This is a genomic window from Pseudonocardia wallangbongensis, from assembly GCF_054486945.1.
This window is the reverse complement of sequence record NZ_JBRERS010000002.1, coordinates 360,705-382,635: the sequence shown is the minus strand read 5'-3', so window position 1 is coordinate 382,635 and position 21,931 is coordinate 360,705. Positions and strand designations below refer to the sequence as shown.

The 21,931-nt window shown below is 73.2% G+C and carries 20 protein-coding genes; 8 read left to right on the top strand and 12 right to left on the bottom strand.

Annotated features, from left to right (window positions below):
• Positions 1–8: 8 nt before the first annotated feature.
• The 11 genes from ACU436_RS08045 to ACU436_RS07995 form a co-directional block, all read right to left on the bottom strand.
• Positions 9–821, bottom strand: a complete 813-nt coding sequence (locus ACU436_RS08045; protein WP_459023207.1) for an IclR family transcriptional regulator — start codon at positions 819–821, stop codon at positions 9–11.
• A gap of 10 nt (positions 822–831) precedes the next feature.
• A complete protein-coding gene (locus ACU436_RS08040; RefSeq protein ID WP_459023206.1) occupies positions 832–2,355 on the bottom strand; it encodes a CoA-acylating methylmalonate-semialdehyde dehydrogenase in 1,524 nt (507 codons plus the stop codon).
• Positions 2,356–2,365: 10 nt separating this feature from the next.
• Positions 2,366–3,073, bottom strand: coding sequence for an ABC transporter ATP-binding protein (locus ACU436_RS08035; RefSeq protein ID WP_459023204.1), 708 nt, complete (start codon positions 3,071–3,073; stop codon positions 2,366–2,368).
• An 85-nt stretch (positions 3,074–3,158) separates the two neighbouring features.
• Entirely contained in the window at positions 3,159–3,857 is a 699-nt protein-coding gene (locus tag ACU436_RS08030; protein WP_459023202.1) for an ABC transporter ATP-binding protein, read from the bottom strand.
• Positions 3,854–5,116 (bottom strand): ABC transporter substrate-binding protein, encoded by a 1,263-nt coding sequence (locus tag ACU436_RS08025; protein ID WP_459023200.1) that lies wholly within the window; start codon positions 5,114–5,116, stop codon positions 3,854–3,856. The genes ACU436_RS08030 and ACU436_RS08025 overlap by 4 nt, the downstream gene beginning before the upstream one ends.
• A gap of 20 nt (positions 5,117–5,136) precedes the next feature.
• Entirely contained in the window at positions 5,137–6,108 is a 972-nt protein-coding gene (locus tag ACU436_RS08020) for a branched-chain amino acid ABC transporter permease (RefSeq protein WP_459023198.1), read from the bottom strand.
• Positions 6,105–6,968: a branched-chain amino acid ABC transporter permease gene (locus ACU436_RS08015; protein ID WP_459023197.1), complete on the bottom strand. Its 864-nt coding sequence runs from the start codon at positions 6,966–6,968 to the stop codon at positions 6,105–6,107. The genes ACU436_RS08020 and ACU436_RS08015 overlap by 4 nt, the downstream gene beginning before the upstream one ends.
• Positions 6,968–9,379 (bottom strand): xanthine dehydrogenase family protein molybdopterin-binding subunit, encoded by a 2,412-nt coding sequence (locus ACU436_RS08010; protein ID WP_459023195.1) that lies wholly within the window; start codon positions 9,377–9,379, stop codon positions 6,968–6,970. Before ACU436_RS08010 ends, ACU436_RS08015 begins: the two co-directional genes overlap by 1 nt.
• Positions 9,376–9,864 carry a (2Fe-2S)-binding protein gene (locus ACU436_RS08005; RefSeq protein WP_459023193.1) on the bottom strand — a complete coding sequence of 163 codons (489 nt, stop codon included), beginning with the start codon at positions 9,862–9,864 and terminating at the stop codon, positions 9,376–9,378. The genes ACU436_RS08010 and ACU436_RS08005 overlap by 4 nt, the downstream gene beginning before the upstream one ends.
• Entirely contained in the window at positions 9,857–10,747 is an 891-nt protein-coding gene (locus tag ACU436_RS08000) for an FAD binding domain-containing protein (RefSeq protein WP_459023191.1), read from the bottom strand. Before ACU436_RS08000 ends, ACU436_RS08005 begins: the two co-directional genes overlap by 8 nt.
• Positions 10,748–10,870: 123 nt before the next feature.
• Positions 10,871–11,449, bottom strand: coding sequence for a CDP-alcohol phosphatidyltransferase family protein (locus ACU436_RS07995; protein WP_459023189.1), 579 nt, complete (start codon positions 11,447–11,449; stop codon positions 10,871–10,873).
• A gap of 306 nt (positions 11,450–11,755) precedes the next feature.
• Between ACU436_RS07995 and ACU436_RS07990 the strand changes: the two genes are divergently transcribed.
• From ACU436_RS07990 to ACU436_RS07955, 8 genes are all read left to right on the top strand, one after another.
• Positions 11,756–13,666 carry an acetolactate synthase large subunit gene (locus ACU436_RS07990; RefSeq protein ID WP_459023187.1) on the top strand — a complete coding sequence of 637 codons (1,911 nt, stop codon included), beginning with the start codon at positions 11,756–11,758 and terminating at the stop codon, positions 13,664–13,666.
• Positions 13,663–14,172, top strand: a complete 510-nt coding sequence (ilvN, locus tag ACU436_RS07985; RefSeq protein WP_459023185.1) for an acetolactate synthase small subunit — start codon at positions 13,663–13,665, stop codon at positions 14,170–14,172. The genes ACU436_RS07990 and ilvN overlap by 4 nt, the downstream gene beginning before the upstream one ends.
• Positions 14,173–14,197: 25 nt before the next feature.
• Positions 14,198–15,202 (top strand): ketol-acid reductoisomerase, encoded by a 1,005-nt coding sequence (ilvC, locus tag ACU436_RS07980; RefSeq protein ID WP_459023183.1) that lies wholly within the window; start codon positions 14,198–14,200, stop codon positions 15,200–15,202.
• 133 nt (positions 15,203–15,335) lie between these two features.
• Positions 15,336–16,334, top strand: coding sequence for an LLM class flavin-dependent oxidoreductase (locus tag ACU436_RS07975; protein ID WP_459023182.1), 999 nt, complete (start codon positions 15,336–15,338; stop codon positions 16,332–16,334).
• A gap of 62 nt (positions 16,335–16,396) precedes the next feature.
• The gene (serA, locus tag ACU436_RS07970) at positions 16,397–17,998 is read left to right on the top strand and encodes a phosphoglycerate dehydrogenase (RefSeq protein WP_459023180.1); all 1,602 of its coding nucleotides are present in this window, start codon (positions 16,397–16,399) and stop codon (positions 17,996–17,998) included.
• Between the two features lie 3 nt (positions 17,999–18,001).
• Positions 18,002–18,919 (top strand): ribonuclease Z, encoded by a 918-nt coding sequence (locus ACU436_RS07965; RefSeq protein ID WP_459023178.1) that lies wholly within the window; start codon positions 18,002–18,004, stop codon positions 18,917–18,919.
• Between the two features lie 71 nt (positions 18,920–18,990).
• Entirely contained in the window at positions 18,991–19,545 is a 555-nt protein-coding gene (gene thpR / locus ACU436_RS07960) for an RNA 2',3'-cyclic phosphodiesterase (RefSeq protein WP_459023176.1), read from the top strand.
• A gap of 288 nt (positions 19,546–19,833) precedes the next feature.
• Complete coding sequence (locus ACU436_RS07955; RefSeq protein ID WP_459023174.1) at positions 19,834–20,880, top strand: 3-isopropylmalate dehydrogenase; 1,047 nt, start codon at positions 19,834–19,836, stop codon at positions 20,878–20,880.
• A 30-nt stretch (positions 20,881–20,910) separates the two neighbouring features.
• Here the strand turns inward: ACU436_RS07955 and ACU436_RS07950 are convergent, their stop codons facing one another.
• The gene (locus tag ACU436_RS07950; protein WP_459023172.1) at positions 20,911–21,897 is read right to left on the bottom strand and encodes a hypothetical protein; all 987 of its coding nucleotides are present in this window, start codon (positions 21,895–21,897) and stop codon (positions 20,911–20,913) included.
• Positions 21,898–21,931 lie beyond the last annotated feature (34 nt).

The following is a 21,931-nucleotide window of genomic DNA, read 5'->3' as shown; positions in this document are numbered from 1 at the left end:
ACGTAGTCCTACGCAGGCGGTGCCAGCCCCGTCAGCTCGAGGTCGGGCCCACCGAGGCGCCGGGTCAGCGCCCGGGCGAGCTCCAGGATCGCCCGCGAGGCCGTCGCGGCCCGGTCGGCGTCGACCGCCGCCTTCACCATGCTCACGCTCAGCGCGCCCGCGGGCCGGCCGCTGATGTCGAGCACCGCGGCGCCGAAGCAGAGCATGCCCAGGGCGGCCTCCTCGTCGTCGACCGCGTAGCCGCGGGCCCGGACCCGTTCGAGCTCCGCCGCCAGCCCGTCGGCCGTGGAGATGCTGCGGCGGGTGAGCGTCTCGAACCGGCCGTCGGCGTACCGCTCGGCGATCTGGCCGGCCGGGAGCGCGGCGAGCAGCGACTTCCCGCTGGCCGTGCAGTGGGCGGGGAGCCGCAGGCCGATCTCGTAGCGCATCGCGACGGGCCGCTTCCCGGCGCGGGTGCCGACGTAGGTGACCTCCCGCCCGTTCAGCACCGACAGGACGATGGTGTCGCCGGGCAGCAGCCCCAGCTCCGCGTCCGCGCGCCGGAACTCCGTGGCGAGGTCGGAGCGGGCGAGGTAGGTGCGGCCCAGCTGCACCACCTTGAGGCCCAGCTGGTACCGGCCGGACTCGGACCGCACCAGCAGGCCCGTGTCCACCAGCGTCGTGCAGACGGCGAGGCAGCTGCTCTTCGGCGCTCCGACGGCGCGGGCGAGCGCGCTGAGGGTGAGCCCGTCCGGCTCCGCCGCCACCTCCTCGAGCACGCGGACGGCGCGGGCGACCGCCGGGACCGCCGGCCTGCCCGGCGGAACGACCTCGTCAGCCATGGCGCCAAAGCTACTTCGCGGGCCCGCTGTGCGCCGGGGCGGCGGGAAAGCGCATGTCCACCCCGCCCGCCGCGTCACCCCAACGGGTCGTGACGACCTTGCGCCGGGTGAAGAACCGCACGCCGTCCTCGCCGTATTGCCCGGAGTCGCCGAAGAGCGACTGCTTCCACCCGCCGAACGGGTAGTACGGCACGGGCACCGGGATCGGCACGTTGATCCCGACCATGCCGACCTCGATGCCGTGCCGGAACGTCCGGGCCGCGGCGCCGGAGCGGGTGAACACCGACGTCCCGTTGCCGTGGGTCCCCGAGTTGATCAGCTCGATCGCCTCGTCGAGGGTGCCGGCGCGCAGCACGACCAGCACCGGGCCGAAGATCTCGTCCGTGTAGACGGACATGTCCGGCCGGACGTGGTCGAAGAGCGTCGGGGCGAGGAAGAAGCCCGCTTCGCGGTCCGGCACGCGCACCTCGCGCCCGTCGACCACGAGGTCCGCTCCGGCGTCGACGCCCGCCTGGACGTAGCCGCGCACCCGCGCCAGGTGTTCCGGTGTGACGAGCGGCCCCATGTCCGTGGCCTCCTCGCGCCCGTCGGCGGTGCGGAGCTTCGCGATCCGCTGCACGAGCCGCTCGCGCAGCGCGTCGCCGACGTCGCCGACGGCGACGCCGACGGAGATCGCCATGCAGCGCTCGCCCGCCGAGCCGTACGCGGCCGAGACCAGTGCGTCGGCCGCGGCGTCGAGGTCGGCGTCGGGCAGCACGACCAGGTGGTTCTTCGCGCCACCGAGCGCCTGCACCCGCTTGCCGCGCGCGGCGGCGGTCGCGTAGACGTGCCGGGCGACCGGGGTGGAGCCCACGAAGCTGATCGCGGCGACGTCCGGGTGCGTCAGCAGCGCCTCGACGGCCGCGACGCCGCCGTGCACGACGTTGAGCACGCCCGGCGGGAGACCGGCCCGCACCGCGAGCCCGGCGAGCAGGTTGGCGGCCGAGGGGTCCTTCTCGCTCGGCTTGAGCACGAACGCGTTCCCGCAGGCGACGGCGATCGGGAACATCCACATCGGCACCATGACCGGGAAGTTGAACGGCGTGATCCCGGCGACCACCCCGAGCGGCTGGCTGATCGAGTAGGTGTCGACCCCGCGCGAGACGTTCTCGCTGAAGTCGCCCTTCAGCAGGTGCGGGATGCCGCAGGCGAACCGCGCCACGTCGAGGCCCGCCTCGATCTCGCCGTGGGCGTCGGCGAGCGTCTTGCCGTGCTCGCCGGTGACGAGGTCGGCGAGCTCGTCGCGGTGCTCCTCGACGAGCCGCACGAGCCGCAGCAACACCTGCTGCCGGGCGCCGAGCGGCGTGTCGCGCCACTCGGGTTGCGCGCCCCGCGCCACCGCGACCGCGCGGCCGACGGCGTCGCTGCCGCCCAGCGCCACCCGGCCGGTCACGGTGCCGCGGGCGGGGTCGAACACGTCGCCCCACGCCGGCGGTTCGTCGTCGGCGATCGCGCCGCCGATCACGTGGCTGATGGTCCTGAGCCGGTCGTCCATGTGGTTCCCCTCAGGCGCCGAGATAGCGGTCGAGCAGGTCGTCCTGGAGCCCGTCGGTGGCGGACTCCGCGGCGACGCCGCCGCGGTGGATGAAGTAGACGCGGTCCGCCACGCGGCGGACCATCGACAGGTCCTGCTCGGCGATCAGCACCCCGACGCCCGCGGAGTGCAGCGTGCGGATGATGTCCCCGACCTGGCGGACCACGCGGGGCGCGAGCCCCTCGCTCGGCTCGTCGAGCAGCACGAGCCGGGGGTTGGTCATGAGCGCCCGCGCGATCGCGAGCATCTGCTGCTCCCCTCCGGAGAGGGTGCCGGCGCGCTGACCGCTGCGCTCGGCGAGCCGCGGGAAGAGGTCGTGGACGCGGCCCGCGGTCCACGGCTCGGTGTGGGACCGGGCCGGTGCGGCGACCACGGCCAGGTGCTCGGCCACGGTCAGGCTCGGGAAGATCCGCCTGCCCTGCGGGACGTAGCCGATCCCGGCGCGGGCGATGCGGTGCGGCGGGAGGCCGCGCAGCTCGACGTCGCCGAACCGGACGCTGCCGCCGCTCACCCGCGGGGTGGCCAGGCCCATCAGCGCGCGCAGGGTGGTCGTCTTGCCCATCCCGTTGCGGCCGGCGAGGGCCACCGCCTCGCCCCGCCCGACGGTCAGGTCGAGGCCATCGACGACGGGGTGGCCCTGGTAGCCGGCCGAGAGCCCGGTGACGGTGAGGGTGCTCAACGCTCGGCCTCGCTGCGCTCGGCCGGCCCATCAGGAAACAACGCAGCGCGCGGGCGCTGTGCCGATGATTCGCTCGCAAGCTCGCTCATCCGACGTCCTCCCGGTCGCCCAGGTACACCTCGCGCACCGCCGGGTGGGTGCGCACCTCCTCGGCGGGGCAGTCCGCCACGAGCCGCCCGCTCGCCAGGCACAGCACCCGGCCCACGAGCCCGAGCACGAGGTCGATGTCGTGCTCGATGAGCAGCACGGTGACGTCGGCGGGAAGGCCGGCGATCGCTTCCGAGATCGCGACGCGTTCGGCGGCGCCCAGCCCGGCGGCGGGCTCGTCGAGCAGCAGGAGCCGGGCGCCGGTGGCGAACGTGACGGCCAGCTCGACGAGCCGTTGCTGGCCGTACCCGAGGTCGCCGACGGTGGTGTCGACCCAGCTCCCGAGCCCGAAGCGCTCCACGACCGCGGCGAAGTCGACGCGCCGCGCCGCGAGCAGGAGGTTCTCCCGCACGGTGAGCGTGTCGAACAGCTCGGTGATCTGGAATGTGCGGCCGATCCCCATCATGGCCCGCCGCCGCTCGGGGACGCGCCCGACGTCGACCCCGTCCATCGAGATGCGGCCGAAGCTCGCCCGCTCGCTGCCGGCGATCACGCGGAAGAGCGTGCTCTTGCCGGCGCCGTTCGGGCCGATCACACCGACGCGCTCGCCGGTGTCCACGGAGAAGCTCACGTCGTCGAGCGCGCGCAGGCCGCCGTACTCGCGGCCGACGTTGTGCAGGGCGAGCACGCCGTTCATCCGTCCTCCTGTCCGGGCAAACCCTGGTAGTCGCGGGAGAACACGGGCCGGGACAGGTAGTCGGCGTAGGAGAGCCCGCCCGTCGGGCCGACCTGCTCGATCGTCTCGGTCACGGTGTTCCACGGCTTGCCGCCCGGCCCGGGCGCCACCTCGCGCAGGTAGGCGCTGTAGACGGGTTGGCCGCGCTCGTCCACGCTGATCGGGCCGAAGACGCTGTCCGGGTAGTCGATGGACCGCATCACGCGCACGAACTCGGCGGCCTCCCCGACCTTCCCGCCGTTCGCCTGGAGCGCGCGGGCCGTCCAGTCGGCGGCGAGGTAGCCGCTGGCTGCGTAGTAGCTGGGGATCTTGCCGAACCGCTGCTGGAAGGCCTCGCTGAAGTGCCGCGTCTCGGGGTTGTCCCGGCCCTCGGCGAAGTGTCCGATCGAGACCAGCCCGGCCGCGTCGGCGCCCACTCCCCGCAGCACGGCCTGGTCGAACGCCGGGTCCGAGCCGAGCAGCGTCATTCGGTCCTGCATGCCGAAGTTCCGCCACGCGCGCAGGAACTTGACGCTGTCGGCCCCGATCAGCCCGCTGAACACCGCGTCGGCCGGGGTGCGCTGCAGCTGCGAGATGAACGGTGCGAGGTCGGAGCTGCCCAGCGGCGGCCAGATCTGCGCGACGAGCTCGCCGCCCGCGGCGACGTACCGGCCGGCGAAGCCACCGCAGACCTGCTGCCCGAACGCGTAGTCCGAACAGATCGTGATCACCCGGCGGTGCCCGTGGCGGACGGCCCAGTCGCCGAGCGGGGCGTTGAACTGGGGCGCGGTGCCGGTCACCGGGAAGACCGTCGGGTAGTCCTCGTGGACGAACACGTCGCTGGTGGGGATCGGGTAGACCAGCGGCACCTCGGTGGTGGTCACGTACCGGCCCAGCGCCACGCCGACGTTGCCGGCGAGCGGGCCGATCACGAGATCGGCGCCCTCGGCCTCGACGAGCCGTTTGGTGACCTGCACGCCGGTCTCGGTCGAGCCGTGGTCGTCCTCGACGAGGAGCTCGACGGGCCGGCCCGCCATCTGCCCGCCGTGCTGCTCGAGCCACAGCTGGGTGCCCTCGAGCATGTCCTGGCCGGCCCCGGCGAGCGGGCCGGACAGGCTGTCGACGTACCCGACGGTGATCGGGCCGGTGGTCCGGTGGACGTCCGTGTCGGCTGCCGCGGGAGGGGCACAGCCGGCGAGCAGGACCAGCAGGCCTGCCGCGAATGCCTGGTGAGTGCGCATCGTTGCTCCGCTTCGGGGGCTCAGGAGGTCGGGGCGAGCTCGACGGGTGGCGCGGTTCTCGCGGCTCGGCGGCGGTCGCGCATCCGGTCCCGCAGCGTCCCCGTGATGCCCTCGCGGGCGAACAGCACGACGGCGACGAGGATCAGACCCATGACGGTCGGCCAGCGCGGGGTCTCGGCCGACACCACGGCCCGCAGCACCGTGAGCACGACGGCGCCGACGACGGGCCCGAGGAACACCGACGACCCGCCGGCGACGACCATGACCATGAACAGGATCGACATGGACAGGTGCGCCGTGGACGGGCTGACCACCGGGTAGTAGCCGGCGTAGAGCACCCCGGCGACCGCGGTGACGGTGCCCGAGGCGAGGAAGGCGACGAACCGCTGTGCGGCGGGGGAGTAGCCGAGGCTCGTCATCCGGGCGGTGCTGTCGCGGGTGCCGCGGATGCGCATCCCCGCCTGCGAGGCCTGGAACCGCCACAGCCCGCAGGCGACGACCACGAGCACGGCGAGGACGAGCCAGTAGTACGCGTAGTACTGCGTGAGGCCGAGCGGCCGGATGCCGCTGACCGCCCCGTTGTCCCCGCCGGTGAGCGCGGTGAAGCGGTGCGCGAGGCCCCACACGAGCATGCCCGCCGCGAGGGTGATCATCAGGAAGTACATGCCGGTCGTGCGGACCGCGAGCACCGCGAACACGGCGGTGACCGCGACCGTCACGGCGATGGCGGCGATCCCGGAGCCGACGAAGTCGAGGTCGAAGTGCTGCTGGGTGAGCGACGCGGCGTAGGCGCTGGTGGCGAACAGGCCGGCGTGCCCGACGGACACGAGCCTGCCGAGGCCGATCAGCACGTTCAGCCCGAGGGCGACGATGGCGAAGATCGCGGCCTCCGTCGCGATGCCCACCCAGTACTCGCCGACGGCGTAGGGGACCAGAGCCGCGGCCACGCCGAGGACGACGAGCGCGACGATGCGTGATCTGCGTTCGGTCACAGCCTGCCTCCGAGGAGTCCGCGGGGCCGCAGCACGAGGACGAGCAGCATCGGCCCGAAGAGAACGAAGTAGAGGAGGTCGGGGGCGAGGGCGACGCCGAAGCTGTAGACCAGCCCGACGACGACGCTCCCGAGCACGGCACCCGCGAGGCTGCCGAGGCCCCCGACCACGACGACCACGAGCGCGAACAGCAGCATCTCGGCGTCGGCCCCGGGGTAGAGGCCGAAGAACACGCCGCCGACCACGCCGCTCGCCCCGGCGAGCGCCGCACCGAGCACGAACACGGCGGCCGCGACCCGGCGGATGTTCACCCCGAGGGCGTCGAGCATCTCCTCGTCGTCGACGCCCGCGCGGATGACCGCGCCCACCCTCGTGCGTCTCAGCAGGAGCGCGAGACCGGCCATGACCACGACGGCGGCCGCGATCACCGCGAGCCGGAACCGGGGGACGACGAGGTCGCCGAGGACGATGCTGCCGTCGAGGGCCGCGGGTGGCGCCATCGTGAGGGAGTCACCGCCGAAGCCGGCGAGCGCGAGGTCGGCGAGCACGAGCGAGATGCCGACGGAGAGCAGCACCTCGGGCAGCTCGAGCCCGCGCACCCGGCGGAACACGAGCCGTTCGAGGACCCCACCGCCGACGGCCACCCCGAGCGCCCCGGCCACCAGAGCGAGGACCCAGCTGCCGGTCGCGCCGAGGGTGACGAGGCCGAGGTAGCCGCCCCAGAGGTAGAAGGTGCCGTGGGCGAGGTTGAGCACGCCCATCAGGCTGAAGATGAGCGTGAACCCGCTCGCCACGAGGAACAGCAGGCCCGCGAAGCTCAGCCCGTTGAAGACGGTGAGCAGCAGCTCGGATCCGGACATCAGGAAGCTCCTTCCGCCGCGGGCCAGCTCGGGACGCTCACGGCCTCCGGCGGGTCCGGCCAGAGGTCGTCGCGGGCACGGTCGAGGGCGCGCAGCACGCGTTCGGGGGTGAGCGGCTGGTGCCACACCCGCGCCCCGCGCCGGGACAGCGCGTCGTTCACCGCGTTGTGCACGGCCGCGGGCGCACCCGCCGCGCCGGCCTCCCCGGCGCCCTTGACGCCGAGCTTCGTCACCGGACTCGGGGTCTCGATGTGGTCCAGCCGGATGTCGGGCAGGTCCGGCCCGGTCGGCAGCAGGTAGTCCAGGAGCGTCGACGTGAGCAGCTGCCCGTGCTCGTCGTAGTGCAGGCGCTCCAGCAGCGCCCCACCGACGCCCTGGGCCACGCCGCCGCGGATCTGGCCGGCGACGATCTCGGGGTTGATGAGCACCCCGCAGTCCTCGACGCAGACGTAGTCGACGAGGTGGACCAGCCCGCTGTCCTCCTCGATCTCGACGACGGCGGCGTGCGCCCCGTTGTTGAACGTGACGTTCGGGCCGCTGTACTCGCCGACGGCCGCGAGGCCGACCCGCAGCTCGGGCGGGAGGCGGTGGGTGCGCCAGTGGGCGGCCTCCGCCACGTCGGCCACGGTGAGCCGGGCGTTCGGGGCGCCCGCGACCTGCACGATCCCGTCGCGGACCTCGAGGTCCGCCGGGTCGACCTCGAGCAGGTGGCCGGCGATCGCGAGCATCCGCTGCCGGACCTCGGCGGCGGCGGTCGAGGCGGCGCCCGAGCTGACCACGGCCGACCGGCTCGCCCACACACCGGTGCCGTGCGGCATCGTGCGGGTGTCGCCGGAGAGCACGGTGATCGTCTCGAAGGAGACGCCGAGGTGGTCGGCCACCACCTGGGCCGCCGTCGTGTGCAGGCCCTGGCCCTGGCCCGGGGTGCCGAGCAGCACGGTCACCGACCCGTCCGGCTCGACGCGCACCTCCACCTGGTCGTGCGCGGTGATCGGCGCGCCGCGCTTGCCGTAGAAGGCCACGCCCGGCGCGGTGACCTCCACGAAGCAGGACAGGCCCACCCCCAGCAGCCGCCCGCGGGCCTCGGCGTCCGCCCGGCGCTCCTCGGCCGGGCCGAGCCGCTCCACGAGCCGTTCGAGGGCCTCCCGGTGCGAGCCGCTGTCGTAGACCTGGCCCGTGATCGAGGTGTAGGGCAGCTCCTCGGGGGCGATGAGGTTGCGGCGCCGCAGCTCGTCGGGGGCAATGCCCATGGTGCGGGCGGCCTCGTCCATCAGCGCTTCCATGACGAGGATCGCGACGGGGTGGCCCACGGCCCGGTAGACCGCGAGCGGCGCCTTGTTCGTGATCGCTACCCGGATGCGGCCGCGGTAGGCGGGCACGCGGTACGGGCCCGGCATGATCGTCGCGACCTGGATGCCCTCGGTCACCATGCTGCGCGGGAACACCGAGTAGGCGCCGCCGTCGCTGACCGTCTCCGAGCGCAGGCCGAGGATCGTGCCGTCCGCGGCGAGGGCGAGCGCGGCACGCACCCGCTCGTCGCGGGCCTGGGTGTCGGCCGCCAGCGACTCGGCCCGGTCCTGGATCCACTTCACCGGCCGTCCGACCAGCATGCTGGCCAGGCAGGTCGCCACCTCGTCCGAGTAGACGTGGGCCTTCATGCCGAACGCGCCGCCCACCTCGTCGGTGAGGATGCGCACGGCGTTCTCCGGCAGGCCGAGGATCTGCGCGAGCGCCGCCTGCAGCATGTGCGGTGCCTGCGTGGACAGCCGGACGGTGAGCGAGCGGGCCACCGGGTCGAACTCGGCCACCGCGCCGCGCGGCTCCATCGCCACCGCCGTGTGCCGGGCCGTGCTCATCGCGACCTCGGTGACCACGGCGGCGCCCGCGAACGCATCTTCGACGTCCCCGCCGCCGAACTCGCCCTCGAACGCCTGGTTGGTGCCCAGCTCCGGGTGCACGAGCGGCCCACCCGGTTCGAGCGCGCGCACCGGGTCGACGACGGGCGGGAGCTCCTCGTAGTCGACCACCACGAGCCCCGCGGCGTCCTCGGCGAGCGCGCGGCTGTCCGCCAGCACGATGGCCAGGGGCTCGCCGACGTACCGGACGGCGTCGACGGCGAGCGGGTGCTGGTCGCCGCCCACCAGGCCCGCCCAGTCGAGCAGGCCCTTCCACGACCGGTGGTGGGGCTGCAGGTCGGCGGCCGTCAGCACCGCCGTCACGCCCGGCGCCCCGACCGCCTCCGCCGTGTCGATCGCGGTGATCGTCGCGTGGGCGAGCGGCGAGCGGACGAACGCCGCGTGCAGGCACCGGGCGGGGGTGACGTCGTCGGCGTAGCGGCCGCGGCCGAGGAGGATGCGCGGGTCCTCGACGCGCCGCACGCGCCGGCCGACCCAGCCCTCGGTGACGTTCACCGGCCCTCACCCCGGGCGTACTCCTCGACGGCGTCGACGATCGGCTGGTAGCCGGTGCAGCGGCAGGCGTTGCCGGAGAGGCGCTCGCGGATCCCGTCCCGGTCCATCTCCGGGTCCTCCTCGACCGCGGCGACCGCGGCCATGAGGAAGCCCGGCGTGCAGAACCCGCACTGCAGCGCCTGGTGGCGCCAGAACTGCTCCTGCAGCGGGTGCAGCTCGCCGCCGGGCCCGGCGAGCCCCTCGACGGTGTCCACGTCCCGGCCGTCGGCCTGCACGGCGAGGGTCAGGCACGAGCGCACCGGCCGCCGGTCCAGCAGCACCGTGCAGGCGCCGCAGACCCCGTGCTCGCAGCCGAGGTGGGTGCCGGTGAGCCCGATGCCGTGGCGCAGGAAGTCGGCGAGCGTGGTGCGCGGGGTGACGGCGGCGGTCTCCCGCCTGCCGTTCACGGTGACGGTCACGGGGGCGGGCAGGTGGGCGTCACGCACGGGCGGCCTCCGGGTGTCGGCACTGGGCACGGCCACGGGCGTCGCGGAGCGCGCGGGCGACCAGCCGGGTGCCGGCCCGCCTGCGGTACTCGGCGGATCCGTGCAGGTCGCCGAGCACCTCGACGCCGGCGAAGGCGCGGTGCGCGGCCTCGTCGAGTGCGGCGTCGTCCAGCGTGGAGCCGATCAGCACCTCCTCGGCCCGGGCCGCCCGGGACGGCGCCGCCGCCACCGCGAACAGCGCGACCCGGGCGCTCGCGCACCGCCCGTCCGGACCCCGGTCGAGCACGACGACCGCGCCCGCGAGCGCGAAGTCGCCCCGCCTGCGGGCGATCTCGCGGACGGACCAGCCCGCCGTTGCCGGTGGGCAGGGCAGCTCGACCGCTGCGACCAGCTCGTCGTCCTCGATCGCGGTCGTGTACGGCCCCAGCACGAAGTCGGCGGCCGGCACCCGCCTGCTACCCCGGCTGCTCACCAGCTCGAGCACACCGTCGGTCGCGAGCGCCAGCGCCGGCATCTCGGCCGCGGGATCGGCGTGGGCGAGCGAGCCGCACACCGTGCCGCGGGTGCGGATCTCGACGTGCCCGACCTCGGCCAGGCACGCGATGAGCAGCGGGTGGGCCCGCGCGACCGCCGGATCGGTCTCGACGGTCCGCGCAGTGACGGCCGCCGGCACCCGCACGACCTCGCAGACCTGGTGGGTCTGAAGATCGTTCGCCGACGTGATGTCGACGAGCACCTCGGGGTGGGACATCCGCAGCGCCATGACCGGGAGCAGGCTCTGCCCACCGGCGAGGACGCGGGCCTCCCCGGCGTGCTCGGCGAGCACGGCGGTGGCGTCGGCGAGCGTCTCCGCACGGTGGTAGGCGAAGGCGGGGAGCTTCACGGCACGCGTCCTCCTCGACGGGCGTCGACCGGGCCGTTCAGCATTCGGAACGCTGTGCGGCTGGCTGAACGCGAGTGTTCGGAGGGCTGCTTGCCTTGTCAAGCAGTTGCCCTGTCCGTCGGGTCAGGACGAGGCGTGGAGGGCCCGCAGCCGGAGCGCTGCGGTGCCGGCCGACCCCGCGGCCAGCACGACGAGCAGCACCGCCGCGTACGCGGGCGCCGCCGCGAGCACGACGAGCAGCAGGCAGCGTTCGGTCTTGCCCACCGGCCCGCCGTTGATCCGCGCCGCCCCGGCGGCGGCCCCTGCGAGCGCCACCCACGACGGGGCGCTCGCGGCGAGCATCGCCAGCAGCACCACCCACGGCGGCGCGAGGGCGAAGCAGCCCGCGAGCACGGCCAGCTCGGCGGCGCGGTCGCCCAGCTCGTTGACGACGGCGCCCCAGCGGGTGCACCTGCCGGTCTCGCGGGCGAGCGCGCCGTCCAGGTTCGCCGCGGCCAGCCGCAGCGCGAGCAGCGCGGCCACCAGCACCGCCGCCACGACCGGGCCGTGCACCGTCGCCAGGACGAGCCCGGCGAGCGCCCCGAAGCCGACGCCTGCGGCGGTGACGGCGCCCGGCGTCACCCCGCGGGCGGCCAGGGCTCGCCGGATGCCGGCGAGACGGTCGGCGTACCAGGGCTTGAGGGCGTACAGGCCGGAGCTCACCCGGGCAGGGTCGCCCGTCGCCGGGGCTCGCGCGTCCGCAGAACTACGCGGATCGCCGGCCGACCGGTCGCCGGCTGGATCCCCGGCCGTCCCACGATCTGGTACGTGCGTCTCACGGAATTGACGCGCGACGCGCCCGGCGGCTAGCGTCGCCACCATGTCCGCCATCCGGGTGCTCGTACTTCGCAGGCGCGTCCACGCCTGAGCGAGCCCTCGGTCGTCGACGCGCCACCCTCGTTCCGTCAGCCCGACGGTCGGGGGTTTTTTTCTGTCCGGATCCCGAACCCCATGCGGAGCGATCAGCAGATGACCACCGCAACGCCCCGATCCGGCCCGGTCCCCGGGCCGCCGGCACCGAAACCCGGGCCGCCTCCCGGCCGCCAGGGCCAGGCCACGTCCACCGGCCAGCCGGTACGGCGTGTCGAGGAGGTGCCGATGACCGGCGCCCAGTCCCTCGTGCGCTCGCTCGAGGAGGTGGGCTGCGAAGTCGTCTTCGGCATCCCCGGCGGCACGATCCTCCCGGCGTACGACCCGCTGCTCGACTCCACCAGGGTGCGGCACGTGCTCGTGCGCCACGAGCAGGGTGCGGGCCACGCGGCCACCGGGTACGCGCAGGCCACCGGCAAGGTGGGCGTCTGCATGGCGACGTCGGGTCCGGGCGCCACCAACCTGGTCACACCGCTCGCCGACGCGCACATGGACTCGGTCCCGGTGGTCGCGATCACCGGGCAGCAGTCCCGCCCGCTGATCGGCACCGACGCGTTCCAGGAAGCCGACATCACCGGCATCACCATGCCGGTGACCAAGCACAACATGCTCGTCACGGACGCCGCGGAGATCCCGCAGGCGATCCTCGAGGCGTTCCACCTGGCGTCCACGGGCCGACCCGGCCCCGTGCTCGTCGACATCCCGAAGGACGTGCTGCAGGAGAGGACCACGTTCTCCTGGCCCCCGGAGATGAAGCTGCCCGGCTACCGGCCGACGACCCGGCCGCACGGCAAGCAGATCCGCGAGGCGGCCAAGCTGATGTCCTCGGCCAAGCAGCCCGTGCTCTACGTCGGCGGCGGCGTGCTGAAGGCCGAGGCCACGGCCGAGCTGCTCGAGCTGGCCGAGCTCACGGACATCCCGGTCGTCACCACCCTGATGGCGCGGGGGGCTTTCCCGGACAGCCACCGGCAGCACGTCGGAATGCCGGGCATGCACGGCACCGTCGCCGCGGTGGCCGCCATGCAGAAGGCCGACCTGCTGGTGGCGCTCGGGTCCCGGTTCGACGACCGCGTCACCGGTCAGCTGTCGACGTTCGCGCCGAACGCCGCCATCGTGCACGCCGACATCGACCCGGCCGAGATCTCCAAGAACCGCCGCGCGGACGTCCCGATCGTGGGTGACTGCAAGGAGGTCATCGTCGAGCTGATCGACGCCGTCCGCGCCGAGCGCGCCTCCGGTGCCACCGACCTCGGGTCGTGGTGGGAGCAGCTGGACGAGCTCAGGACGACGTACCCGCTCGGGTACGACTGGCCGGCCGACGGCTCGCTGTCGCCGCAGTACGTGATCGAGCGGATCGGGGAGATCGCCGGGCCGGACGCGGTCTACACCGCGGGCGTCGGGCAGCACCAGATGTGGGCGGCCCAGTTCATCCGGTACGAGAAGCCGCGCTCGTGGCTGAACTCCGGCGGACTCGGCACGATGGGCTTCGCCGTGCCCGCGGCGATGGGCGCCAAGATGGCGCTTCCGGACTCGGTGGTCTGGTGCATCGACGGCGACGGCTGCTTCCAGATGACCAACCAGGAGCTCGCCACCTGCGCGATCGAGAACATCCCGATCAAGGTCGCCGTCATCAACAACGGCAACCTGGGCATGGTCCGGCAGTGGCAGAACCTCTTCTACTCGGAGCGGTACTCCAACACCGACCTCGGCACCCACAAGCACCGGATCCCGGACTTCAAGCTCCTGGCCGAGGCCATGGGTTGCGTGGGCCTGCGCGCGGAGTCCAAGGACGAGGTCGACAAGGTGATCCATCAGGCCATGGAGATCAACGACCGGCCGGTCGTGATCGACTTCGTGGTCGGCGCCGACGCGCAGGTGTGGCCCATGGTCGCGGCCGGCACCGGCAACGACCAGATCATGGCGGCCCGGGACATCCGTCCGCTGTTCGACGCGGACGAGATCGTGGCCGACGACGCGGCGGCCAGCACGCAGATGACGAGGGAAGCATGACCCAGAGACACACCCTGTCGGTGCTGGTCGAGGACAAGCCCGGCGTGCTCGCCCGCGTCTCCGGCCTGTTCTCGCGCCGCGGGTTCAACATCACCTCGCTCGCCGTCGGGCCCACCGAGCACTCCGGGGTCTCGCGGATGACGATCGTGGTCGCCGTCGACGATTTCCCGCTCGAGCAGGTCACGAAGCAGCTCAACAAGCTGGTGCACGTCATCAAGATCGTCGAGCTGGAGTCGGCGGCCTCGGTGCAGCGCGAGCTCCTGCTCGTGAAGGTGCGCGCCGACCCCGGGGTCCGCAGCCAGGTGCTCGAGATCGTCGACCTGTTCCGCGCCAAGGCCGTCGACGTCACACCCGAGGCCCTCACGATCGAGGCCACCGGCACGGCTGACAAGCTCGGCGCACTGCTGAAGAACCTCGAGCCCTTCGGGATCCGGGAGATGGTGCAGTCCGGGATGGTGGCCGTCGGCCGCGGGCCCCGCTCCATCACCGCTGCAGCCGTTCGTTAACAGGAGAGGACGTACCACACCCGTCATGAGCGTGAACATCTACTACGACGACGACGCCGACCTGTCGATCATCCAGGGCCGCAAGGTCGCGGTGATCGGCTACGGCAGCCAGGGCCACGCGCACTCGCTGTCGCTGCGCGACTCCGGCGTCGACGTCCGCATCGGCCTGCCCGAGGGTTCGAAGTCCCGGCAGAAGGCGCAGGACGAGGGGCTGCAGGTGGGTACGCCCGCCGAGGTCTCCGCCTGGGCCGACGTGATCATGATCCTGGCGCCGGACACGAAGCAGCGCTTCATCTACTCTCAGGACATCGCGCCGAACCTGAAGGACGGCGACGCGATCTTCTTCGGGCACGGCTTCAACATCCGCTACGAGCTGATCCAGCCGCCGGCCAGCGTCGACGTCGCGATGGTCGCGCCGAAGGGCCCCGGCCACCTGGTGCGCCGCCAGTTCGTCGACGGCAAGGGCGTGCCCTGCCTCATCGCCGTCGAACAGGACGCCAGCGGCGGCGCCAAGGCACTCGCGCTCGCCTACGCCGCGGCCATCGGCGGCGCCCGCGCGGGCGTCATCGAGACCACGTTCAAGGAGGAGACCGAGACCGACCTGTTCGGTGAGCAGGCCGTCCTCTGCGGCGGCGCGGCCGCGCTCGTGCAGACCGGGTTCGAGGTGCTCACCGAGGCCGGCTACGCCCCGGAGATCGCCTACTTCGAGTGCCTGCACGAGCTCAAGCTGATCGTCGACCTCATGTACGAGGGTGGCATCGCGAACGAGCGCTTCTCCATCTCCGACACCGCCGAGTACGGCGACCTCACCCGCGGCCCGCGCGTGATCACGCCGGCGGTGAAGGACGAGATGCGCAAGATCCTGGGCGAGATCCAGGACGGCACGTTCGCCCGCGAGTGGGTGGCCGAGGACGACAACGGTCGCCCGACGTTCACGAAGTTGCAGGCGGAGGGCCAGCAGCACCCGATCGAGCAGGTCGGGGAGAAGCTGCGCGGCCTGATGAGCTGGGTGGGTGAGAAGGCCACCTGAGCTACCCGCGACGCAGCAAGGTGGCTTTGCTCCGGTTCAACCGGAGCAAAGCCACCTTGCTGGGGTTCCGGGCCGGGAAGATCCGGCGGGCCCCGTCGGTTGACGTTCGTGTCCCTCACGAAAGGTCGCTGCCGTGTCCCTCCCGCTCCCCCTGTCGATCCTCGACCTCGCCACCGTCGGCGACGGCGAGACGGTCCGCGAAGGCCTCGAGGCGAGCGTCGGGCTCGCGCAGCGCGCGGAGGAGTGGGGCTTCCGGCGGATCTGGTACGCCGAGCACCACAACATGCGGGCGATCGCGTCGTCGGCCACCAGCGTGCTGATCGCGCACGTCGCGGCGAACACCGAGCGGATCGCGCTCGGCTCCGGCGGCGTCATGCTCCCCAACCACTCCCCGCTGGTGATAGCCGAGCAGTTCGGCACGCTCGCCAGCCTGCACCCCGGACGCATCGAGCTGGGTCTGGGCCGGGCTCCGGGCACCGACCAGCAGACCGTCACCGCGCTGCGCCGCGACCCGCGGGCCTCCGACCGGTTCCCCCAGGACGTCCAGGAGCTGCAGGCGTTCCTCTCCGACGAGAGCCTCGTGCCGGGCGTGCACGCGTACCCGGGCCGGGGCACCGGCGTGCCGCTCACGATCCTCGGATCGTCGCTGTACGGGGCCCAGGTGGCCGCGGCCCTCGGGCTCCCGTACGCGTTCGCGTCGCACTTCGCGCCCGACGCGCTCGAACAGGCCGTCGCGCTCTATCGCCAGGAGTTCCGGCCGTCGGCGCAGCTCTCCCGGCCGCACGTGATGGCCGCCGTCAACGTCGTGGCCGCCGACTCCGCCGACGAGGCCGCGCAACGGCTGTACGCCGTGCAACGCGACCGGGTGAAGCGGTTCCTGTCGCGCGGCGGCCACGACCTCACCGACGAGGAGGCGGAGGTCCTGCTCGAGGCGCCGGCGGGCCAGCAGATCCGGGGGATGACCCGCTACACCGCGGCGGGCACCCCCGACGTCGTCGTGAAGTACCTGGAGGACTTCGCGCGCACCGCGGACGCCGACGAGCTGATCGTGACGTTCCCGGTGGTGGATCGCGCGGCCTGGATGCGCTCGGTCGAGCTGCTCGCGGAACAGGTGCGACCGGCCGCGGTGTGAGGCCGGGGTTCTACGATCGGGGGTCGCACACCCGACCTCGATCCAGGAGCCCTGCATCCGCCGTGAGCACCGCAGCTGCCCGTCCAGTCGTCCTGCTCGCCGAGAAGCTCGCGCCGTCCGCCGTCGCCCTTCTCGGTGACGACGTCGAGATCCGCCACGTGGACGGCACCGACCGCCCCGCGCTGCTGGCCGCGATCGCCGACGCCGACGCCCTGCTGGTCCGGTCGGCCACGAAGGTCGACGCCGAGGCGCTCGCCGCCTCCACCCGGTTGAAGGTCGTCGCCCGTGCGGGCGTCGGTCTCGACAACGTGGACGTGCCCGCGGCCACCGCCCGCGGAGTCATGGTCGTGAACGCGCCGACCTCGAACATCGTCTCGGCCGCCGAGCACGCGGTCGCCCTGCTGCTCTCCACCGCCCGGCACATCGCCGCCGCCGACGCGAGCCTGCGGCAGGGGCAGTGGAAGCGCAGCTCGTTCACCGGTGTCGAGCTGAACGGCAAGACGGTCGGTGTCGTCGGCCTCGGCAAGATCGGCCAGCTGGTGGCGCAGCGGCTCGCCGCGTTCGACGTCGAGCTGATCGCCTACGACCCGTACGTCGCCCCGGCCCGCGCCGCGCAGCTCGGCATCGAGCTGGTGTCGCTGGAGGACCTGCTGCGCCGGGCCGACGCGATCTCGATCCACCTGCCCAAGACCCCGGAGACGCTCGGGCTCATCGGCAAGGACCAGCTCGCCCTCACCAAGAAGGGCGTGCTGATCGTCAACGCCGCCCGCGGCGGTCTCGTCGACGAGGACGCGCTGGCCGAGGCCGTGCGCAGCGGGCACGTCGGCGGCGCGGGCGTCGACGTCTACGTCACCGAGCCCACCACCTCCAGCCCGCTGTTCGAGCTGCCGCAGGTGGTCGTCACCCCGCACCTGGGCGCGTCCACCGACGAGGCGCAGGACCGGGCCGGCACCGACGTCGCGAGGTCCGTGCAGCTCGCGCTGGCAGGCGAGTTCGTGCCGGACGCGGTGAACGTGCAGGTCGGCGGCATCGTCGGCGAGGAGGTGCGGCCCTGGCTCCCGCTGGTGCAGAAGCTCGGTGCCGTGCTCTACGCCGTAGCCGGGCGCCTGCCCACCACCGTCACGGTCGACGTCGCCGGGGAGCTGGCCGCCGAGGACGTCTCGGTGTTGCAGCTCGCCGCGCTGCGCGGGGTGTTCACCAACGTCGTCGAGGACCAGGTCACGTTCGTCAACACGCCGGCACTGGCGGCCGAGCGCGGGGTCGACGTCGAGCTGACCACGGCGCCGGAGAGCGAGAACCACCGCAGCGTCGTGCAGCTGCGCGCCGCGATGCCGGACGGCGAGTCGATCACCGTGTCCGGCACGCTCACCGGCCGCGCCCAGGTGGAGAAGCTCGTCGAGGTCAACGGCCGGCACTTCGACCTGCGCGCCGAGGGCGAGGTGCTGCTGCTCGAGTACGCCGACCGGCCGGGCGTGATGGGCCGCGTCGGCTCACTGCTCGGCGAGGCCGCCGTCAACATCGAGGCCGCGCAGATCAGCCAGACCACCGACCACAAGGACGCGATCATGCTGCTCCGGGTGGACCGGCCGATCGACCCGGCGGTGCTGGAACCCATCGGCGCCTCGGTGGGAGCCAGGACCACCCGTCTCATCTCGTTCGAGTAACCGATGTCGGGTCGCGAGCTCGTGGTGCTGGGCACCGCCAGCCAGGCCCCGACCCGCACCCGCAACCACAACGGCTACCTGCTCCGCTGGGACGGTGAGGGCTTCCTCTTCGACCCGGGGGAGGGCACGCAGCGGCAGATGCTGCTGGCCGGGGTGGCGAGCAGCGCGGTCACCCGGATCTGCGTCACCCACTTCCACGGCGATCACTGCCTGGGGGTGCCCGGCGTCGTCCAGCGGCTCTCGCTCGACGGCGTCACGCACCCGGTGTTCGCGCACTTCCCCGCGTCCGGACGGGAGTACTTCGCGCGGCTGCGGCACGCCAGCTCGTTCCACGAGATCGCGGACGTGCGCGAGGAGCCGGTCGAGCGCGACGGCGTGCTCGCGTCCGGCCCGCGCGGCGTGCTCGAGGCGCGCCGCCTCGACCACCCCGTGGAGGCCTTCGGGTACCGCTTCGCCGAACCGGGCGGGCGGCGCATGCTGCCCGGACGGCTCGCGGAGCGCGGGATATCCGGTCCCGACGTGGGCAGGCTGCAGCGCGAGGGGGAGCTCGACGTGGGTGGGCGCACCGTGCGCCTCGCGGACGTCAGCGTGCCGCGGCGTGGCCAGCGGTTCGCCTTCGTCATGGACACCCGCCTCTGCGACGGCGTGTACGCGCTGGCCGACGGCGTCGACATGCTCGTGATCGAGTCCACGTTCCTCGCCGAGGACGAGTGGCTCGCGCGGACGTACGGGCACCTGACCGCACGGCAGGCCGGGTCCGTGGCCGCCGAGTGCGGCGTGCGGAAGCTGGTGTTGACGCACTTCTCCCAGCGCTACCCCGACCCCACCCGGTTCGCCGCCGAGGCGGCCGAGGTGTTCGGTGGCGAGATCGTGGTGGCCGAGGACCTCGCCCACGTGCCGCTGCCGCCCCGGCGGGGATGAGCGAGCTTGCGAGCGAATCAATGTCACAGCGCCCGCGCGAAGCGCTGGCCGAGCGTCGGCGAGGTCGAGCGATGATGCGCGTGTTCGTGGCGGTGACGCCGCCCGCCGGGGCGCTCGACGAGCTGAGCTCGGCCACGGCGGCGCTGCGTGCCGGGGAGCCGGAGCTGCGTTGGACCCGGCCCGACAAGTGGCACCTCACGCTGGCGTTCCTCGGCGAGGTCGGCGACCGGGCACGTGCCGACCTGTCCGCACGGCTCGGCCACACCGCGTCCCGCCACCCGCCGATGCGGCTCGCGCTGCACGGCGCCGGCCGGTTCACCGACCGGGTGCTGTGGACCCGCGTCACCGGCGACGTCGCGGCGCTGCGCGGGCTCGCCGAGTCCGTGCGGGCGGCAGCGCAGCGGGCAGGGGTGGACGTCGAGGACCGGCCCTACCGACCGCACCTCACCCTCGCCCGTGGCCGCGAGGGCGCCGACCTGCGGCCGGTCGTCCAGGCACTGGCCGGCTTCGCCGGGCACCCGTGGACCGCCGGCGAACTGTCCCTCGTGCGCAGCCACCTCGGCGCCGGACCCGGGCGGACCGCCCGGTACGAGCCGCTGGCGTCGTGGACGCTCACCGGAAGTTGATCACTCGGCGTTCCGGACGCCACCGTCTGCGCGCGTTCGGAGGGTCGACCTTCCGCCGACCGGGTGCTGGCCAAGTGCGGGGGCGCCGAACGCGGTGGTCGAGCCGAGGGGCAGAATGGCCCGCTCGAGGGCGTGTCCCGGGCCGAGGAACGGCGCGGTGATCCGCTTTCGTACCAGATCCACGCCACCGGGTGACCGCGATCGGGTGGCCGACGGCGGAGTGGTGCCGTCGCGGCCGGTAACGTGCGCCCGGCTGCTTCGGGGCCAGACGGAGAGAGGACATCGGCAATGCGCCTTGCGGTCATTCCGGGGGACGGCATCGGGCCGGAGGTCATCGACGAGGCGCTCAAAGTCCTCAACGAGGTTTCCCCCGGCGCCGAGACCACCACGTACGACCTCGGCGCCGCACGCTGGCATTCCACGGGAGAGCTGCTGCCGGAGTCGGTGCTCACCGAACTGCAGCAGCACGACGCGATCCTGCTCGGCGCCGTCGGCGACCCATCGGTGCCCAGCGGCATCCTGGAGCGCGGCCTGCTGCTGCGCCTGCGGTTCGAGCTCGACCACCACGTCAACCTGCGCCCCGCGCGCCTCTACCCGGGCGTCCGCGGCCCGCTCGCGTCGGCCGGCGAGGTCGACATGCTCGTCGTGCGGGAAGGCACCGAGGGCCCGTACGTCGGCACCGGCGGCATCCTGCGCAAGGACACCCCGCACGAGATCGCCACCGAGGTCAGCACCAACACCGCGTTCGGCGTGGACCGGGTGGTGCGCGACGCGTTCGACCGCGCGACCCGGCGCCCCCGCAAGCACCTCACGCTCGTGCACAAGACGAACGTGCTGAGCTACTCGGGCCGGCTGTGGTCGCGCATCGTGGAGGAGGTGTCGCTGGAGCACCCCGAGGTGTCGGTGGCCTACCAGCACATCGACGCCACCACGATCCACCTCGTCACCGACCCGAGCCGGTTCGACGTGATCGTCACCGACAACCTGTTCGGCGACATCCTCACCGACCTCGCCGCGGCCATCACCGGCGGCATCGGCCTCGCGGCCAGCGGCAACCTCGACGTGAGCCGGCGCAACCCGAGCATGTTCGAGCCCGTGCACGGCAGCGCCCCCGACATCGCGGGCCAGGGCATCGCCGACCCCACCGCCGCCATCCTCTCGGTGGCCCTCCTGCTCGACCACCTCGGCAACCGCGACGCCGCCCGCCGCATCGAGGCCGCCGTCGCCTTCGACCTGGCCACCCGCGACCACAGCGCCACGGGCCACACCCAGTCCATCGGCGACCGCCTAGCGGCGCTGGTGAGCGCGAGGGCCACCCCTTCCCCGGCGTCGTAGGGGCCGAGAGATCTTGCAGCAAAGCCACTTTCACGCAATGTCGTTGCGTGAAAGTGGCTTTGCTGCAACGGCGCGTAGGGGTGGGCGAGGGCGGGCCGCAGCCTGCGCATGGGTCGCGCGGAGGATCCGCGCCACATCCGCCGGGTCCGTCCGGATCTTCCTGGGCTTCGATGCGGTGTAGACCGCGCCGGCAGCGGTGAAGCGGGCGGCGCGCTCGACCGTGCGGTCGTGGTCCTCCGGGCTCAGGTGCCACTCCGTCGACTCGATCTCCCACACCATCGCGACCTCGTCGAGCCAGCAGTCCGCCACGCCGAGGAACACCCCATCCTCCGTGTAGATCTCGACGTTCCACATCGGGGTCGGAAGCCCCGTTCTGCTCCACATCCGCTTGGCGGCGAGCTCGGCGGCGGAGTGCACGCCGTCGGCGACCGAACGCAGCACCCGGCGGGGAAGGGCGGTATGGGCGCGGGGACTCCTGTCCAGCTCTCCGGCGAGCTCGGCCACCGTGCACAGCCGGCGCTGCACCGCGTCCGAGAGCAGCTCGGCGATCTCCCCTTCCGTCCTCAGCCGCCGGACGGCGTTCATGCAGGCGCGGGGGAGCGGCGCCAGGGGAACCCCGGACCGGATGACGGGTTCGGGCAGGAACTTCGTGCGCTCGACGTGGACGTACTCCGTCGATCGCAGCTGGCGGCCGGCAGGCACGAGCAACTGGACCTCGTCGATCGCATCGCGCTCGTCTCGCAGCTTCGCCGGCCCGCGCCGCAGCCCGTGCCGGCGGCAGGCCTCTGCACCCGTCACCATCGCCCCTGGCCCGCCCAGCAACACGGCCGCCAGCACCGACTGCCGGCGGGTGGGCCTGCCCGAGAACAGGAAGATGATGCCGGGTAACGGGTTCTGCCAGGGGCCGCCGTCGAGACAGCGGTAGTAGACGGTCCGCTCCGGCACCCCCGCCGCGACGAGCTGCTTCGCCGAAGCCACACCATCGGGAAATGTGGCGCGCAACCTGATGAGCTCCATGAGCCCATGCTGACCGGCACGATGGAGCCGATGG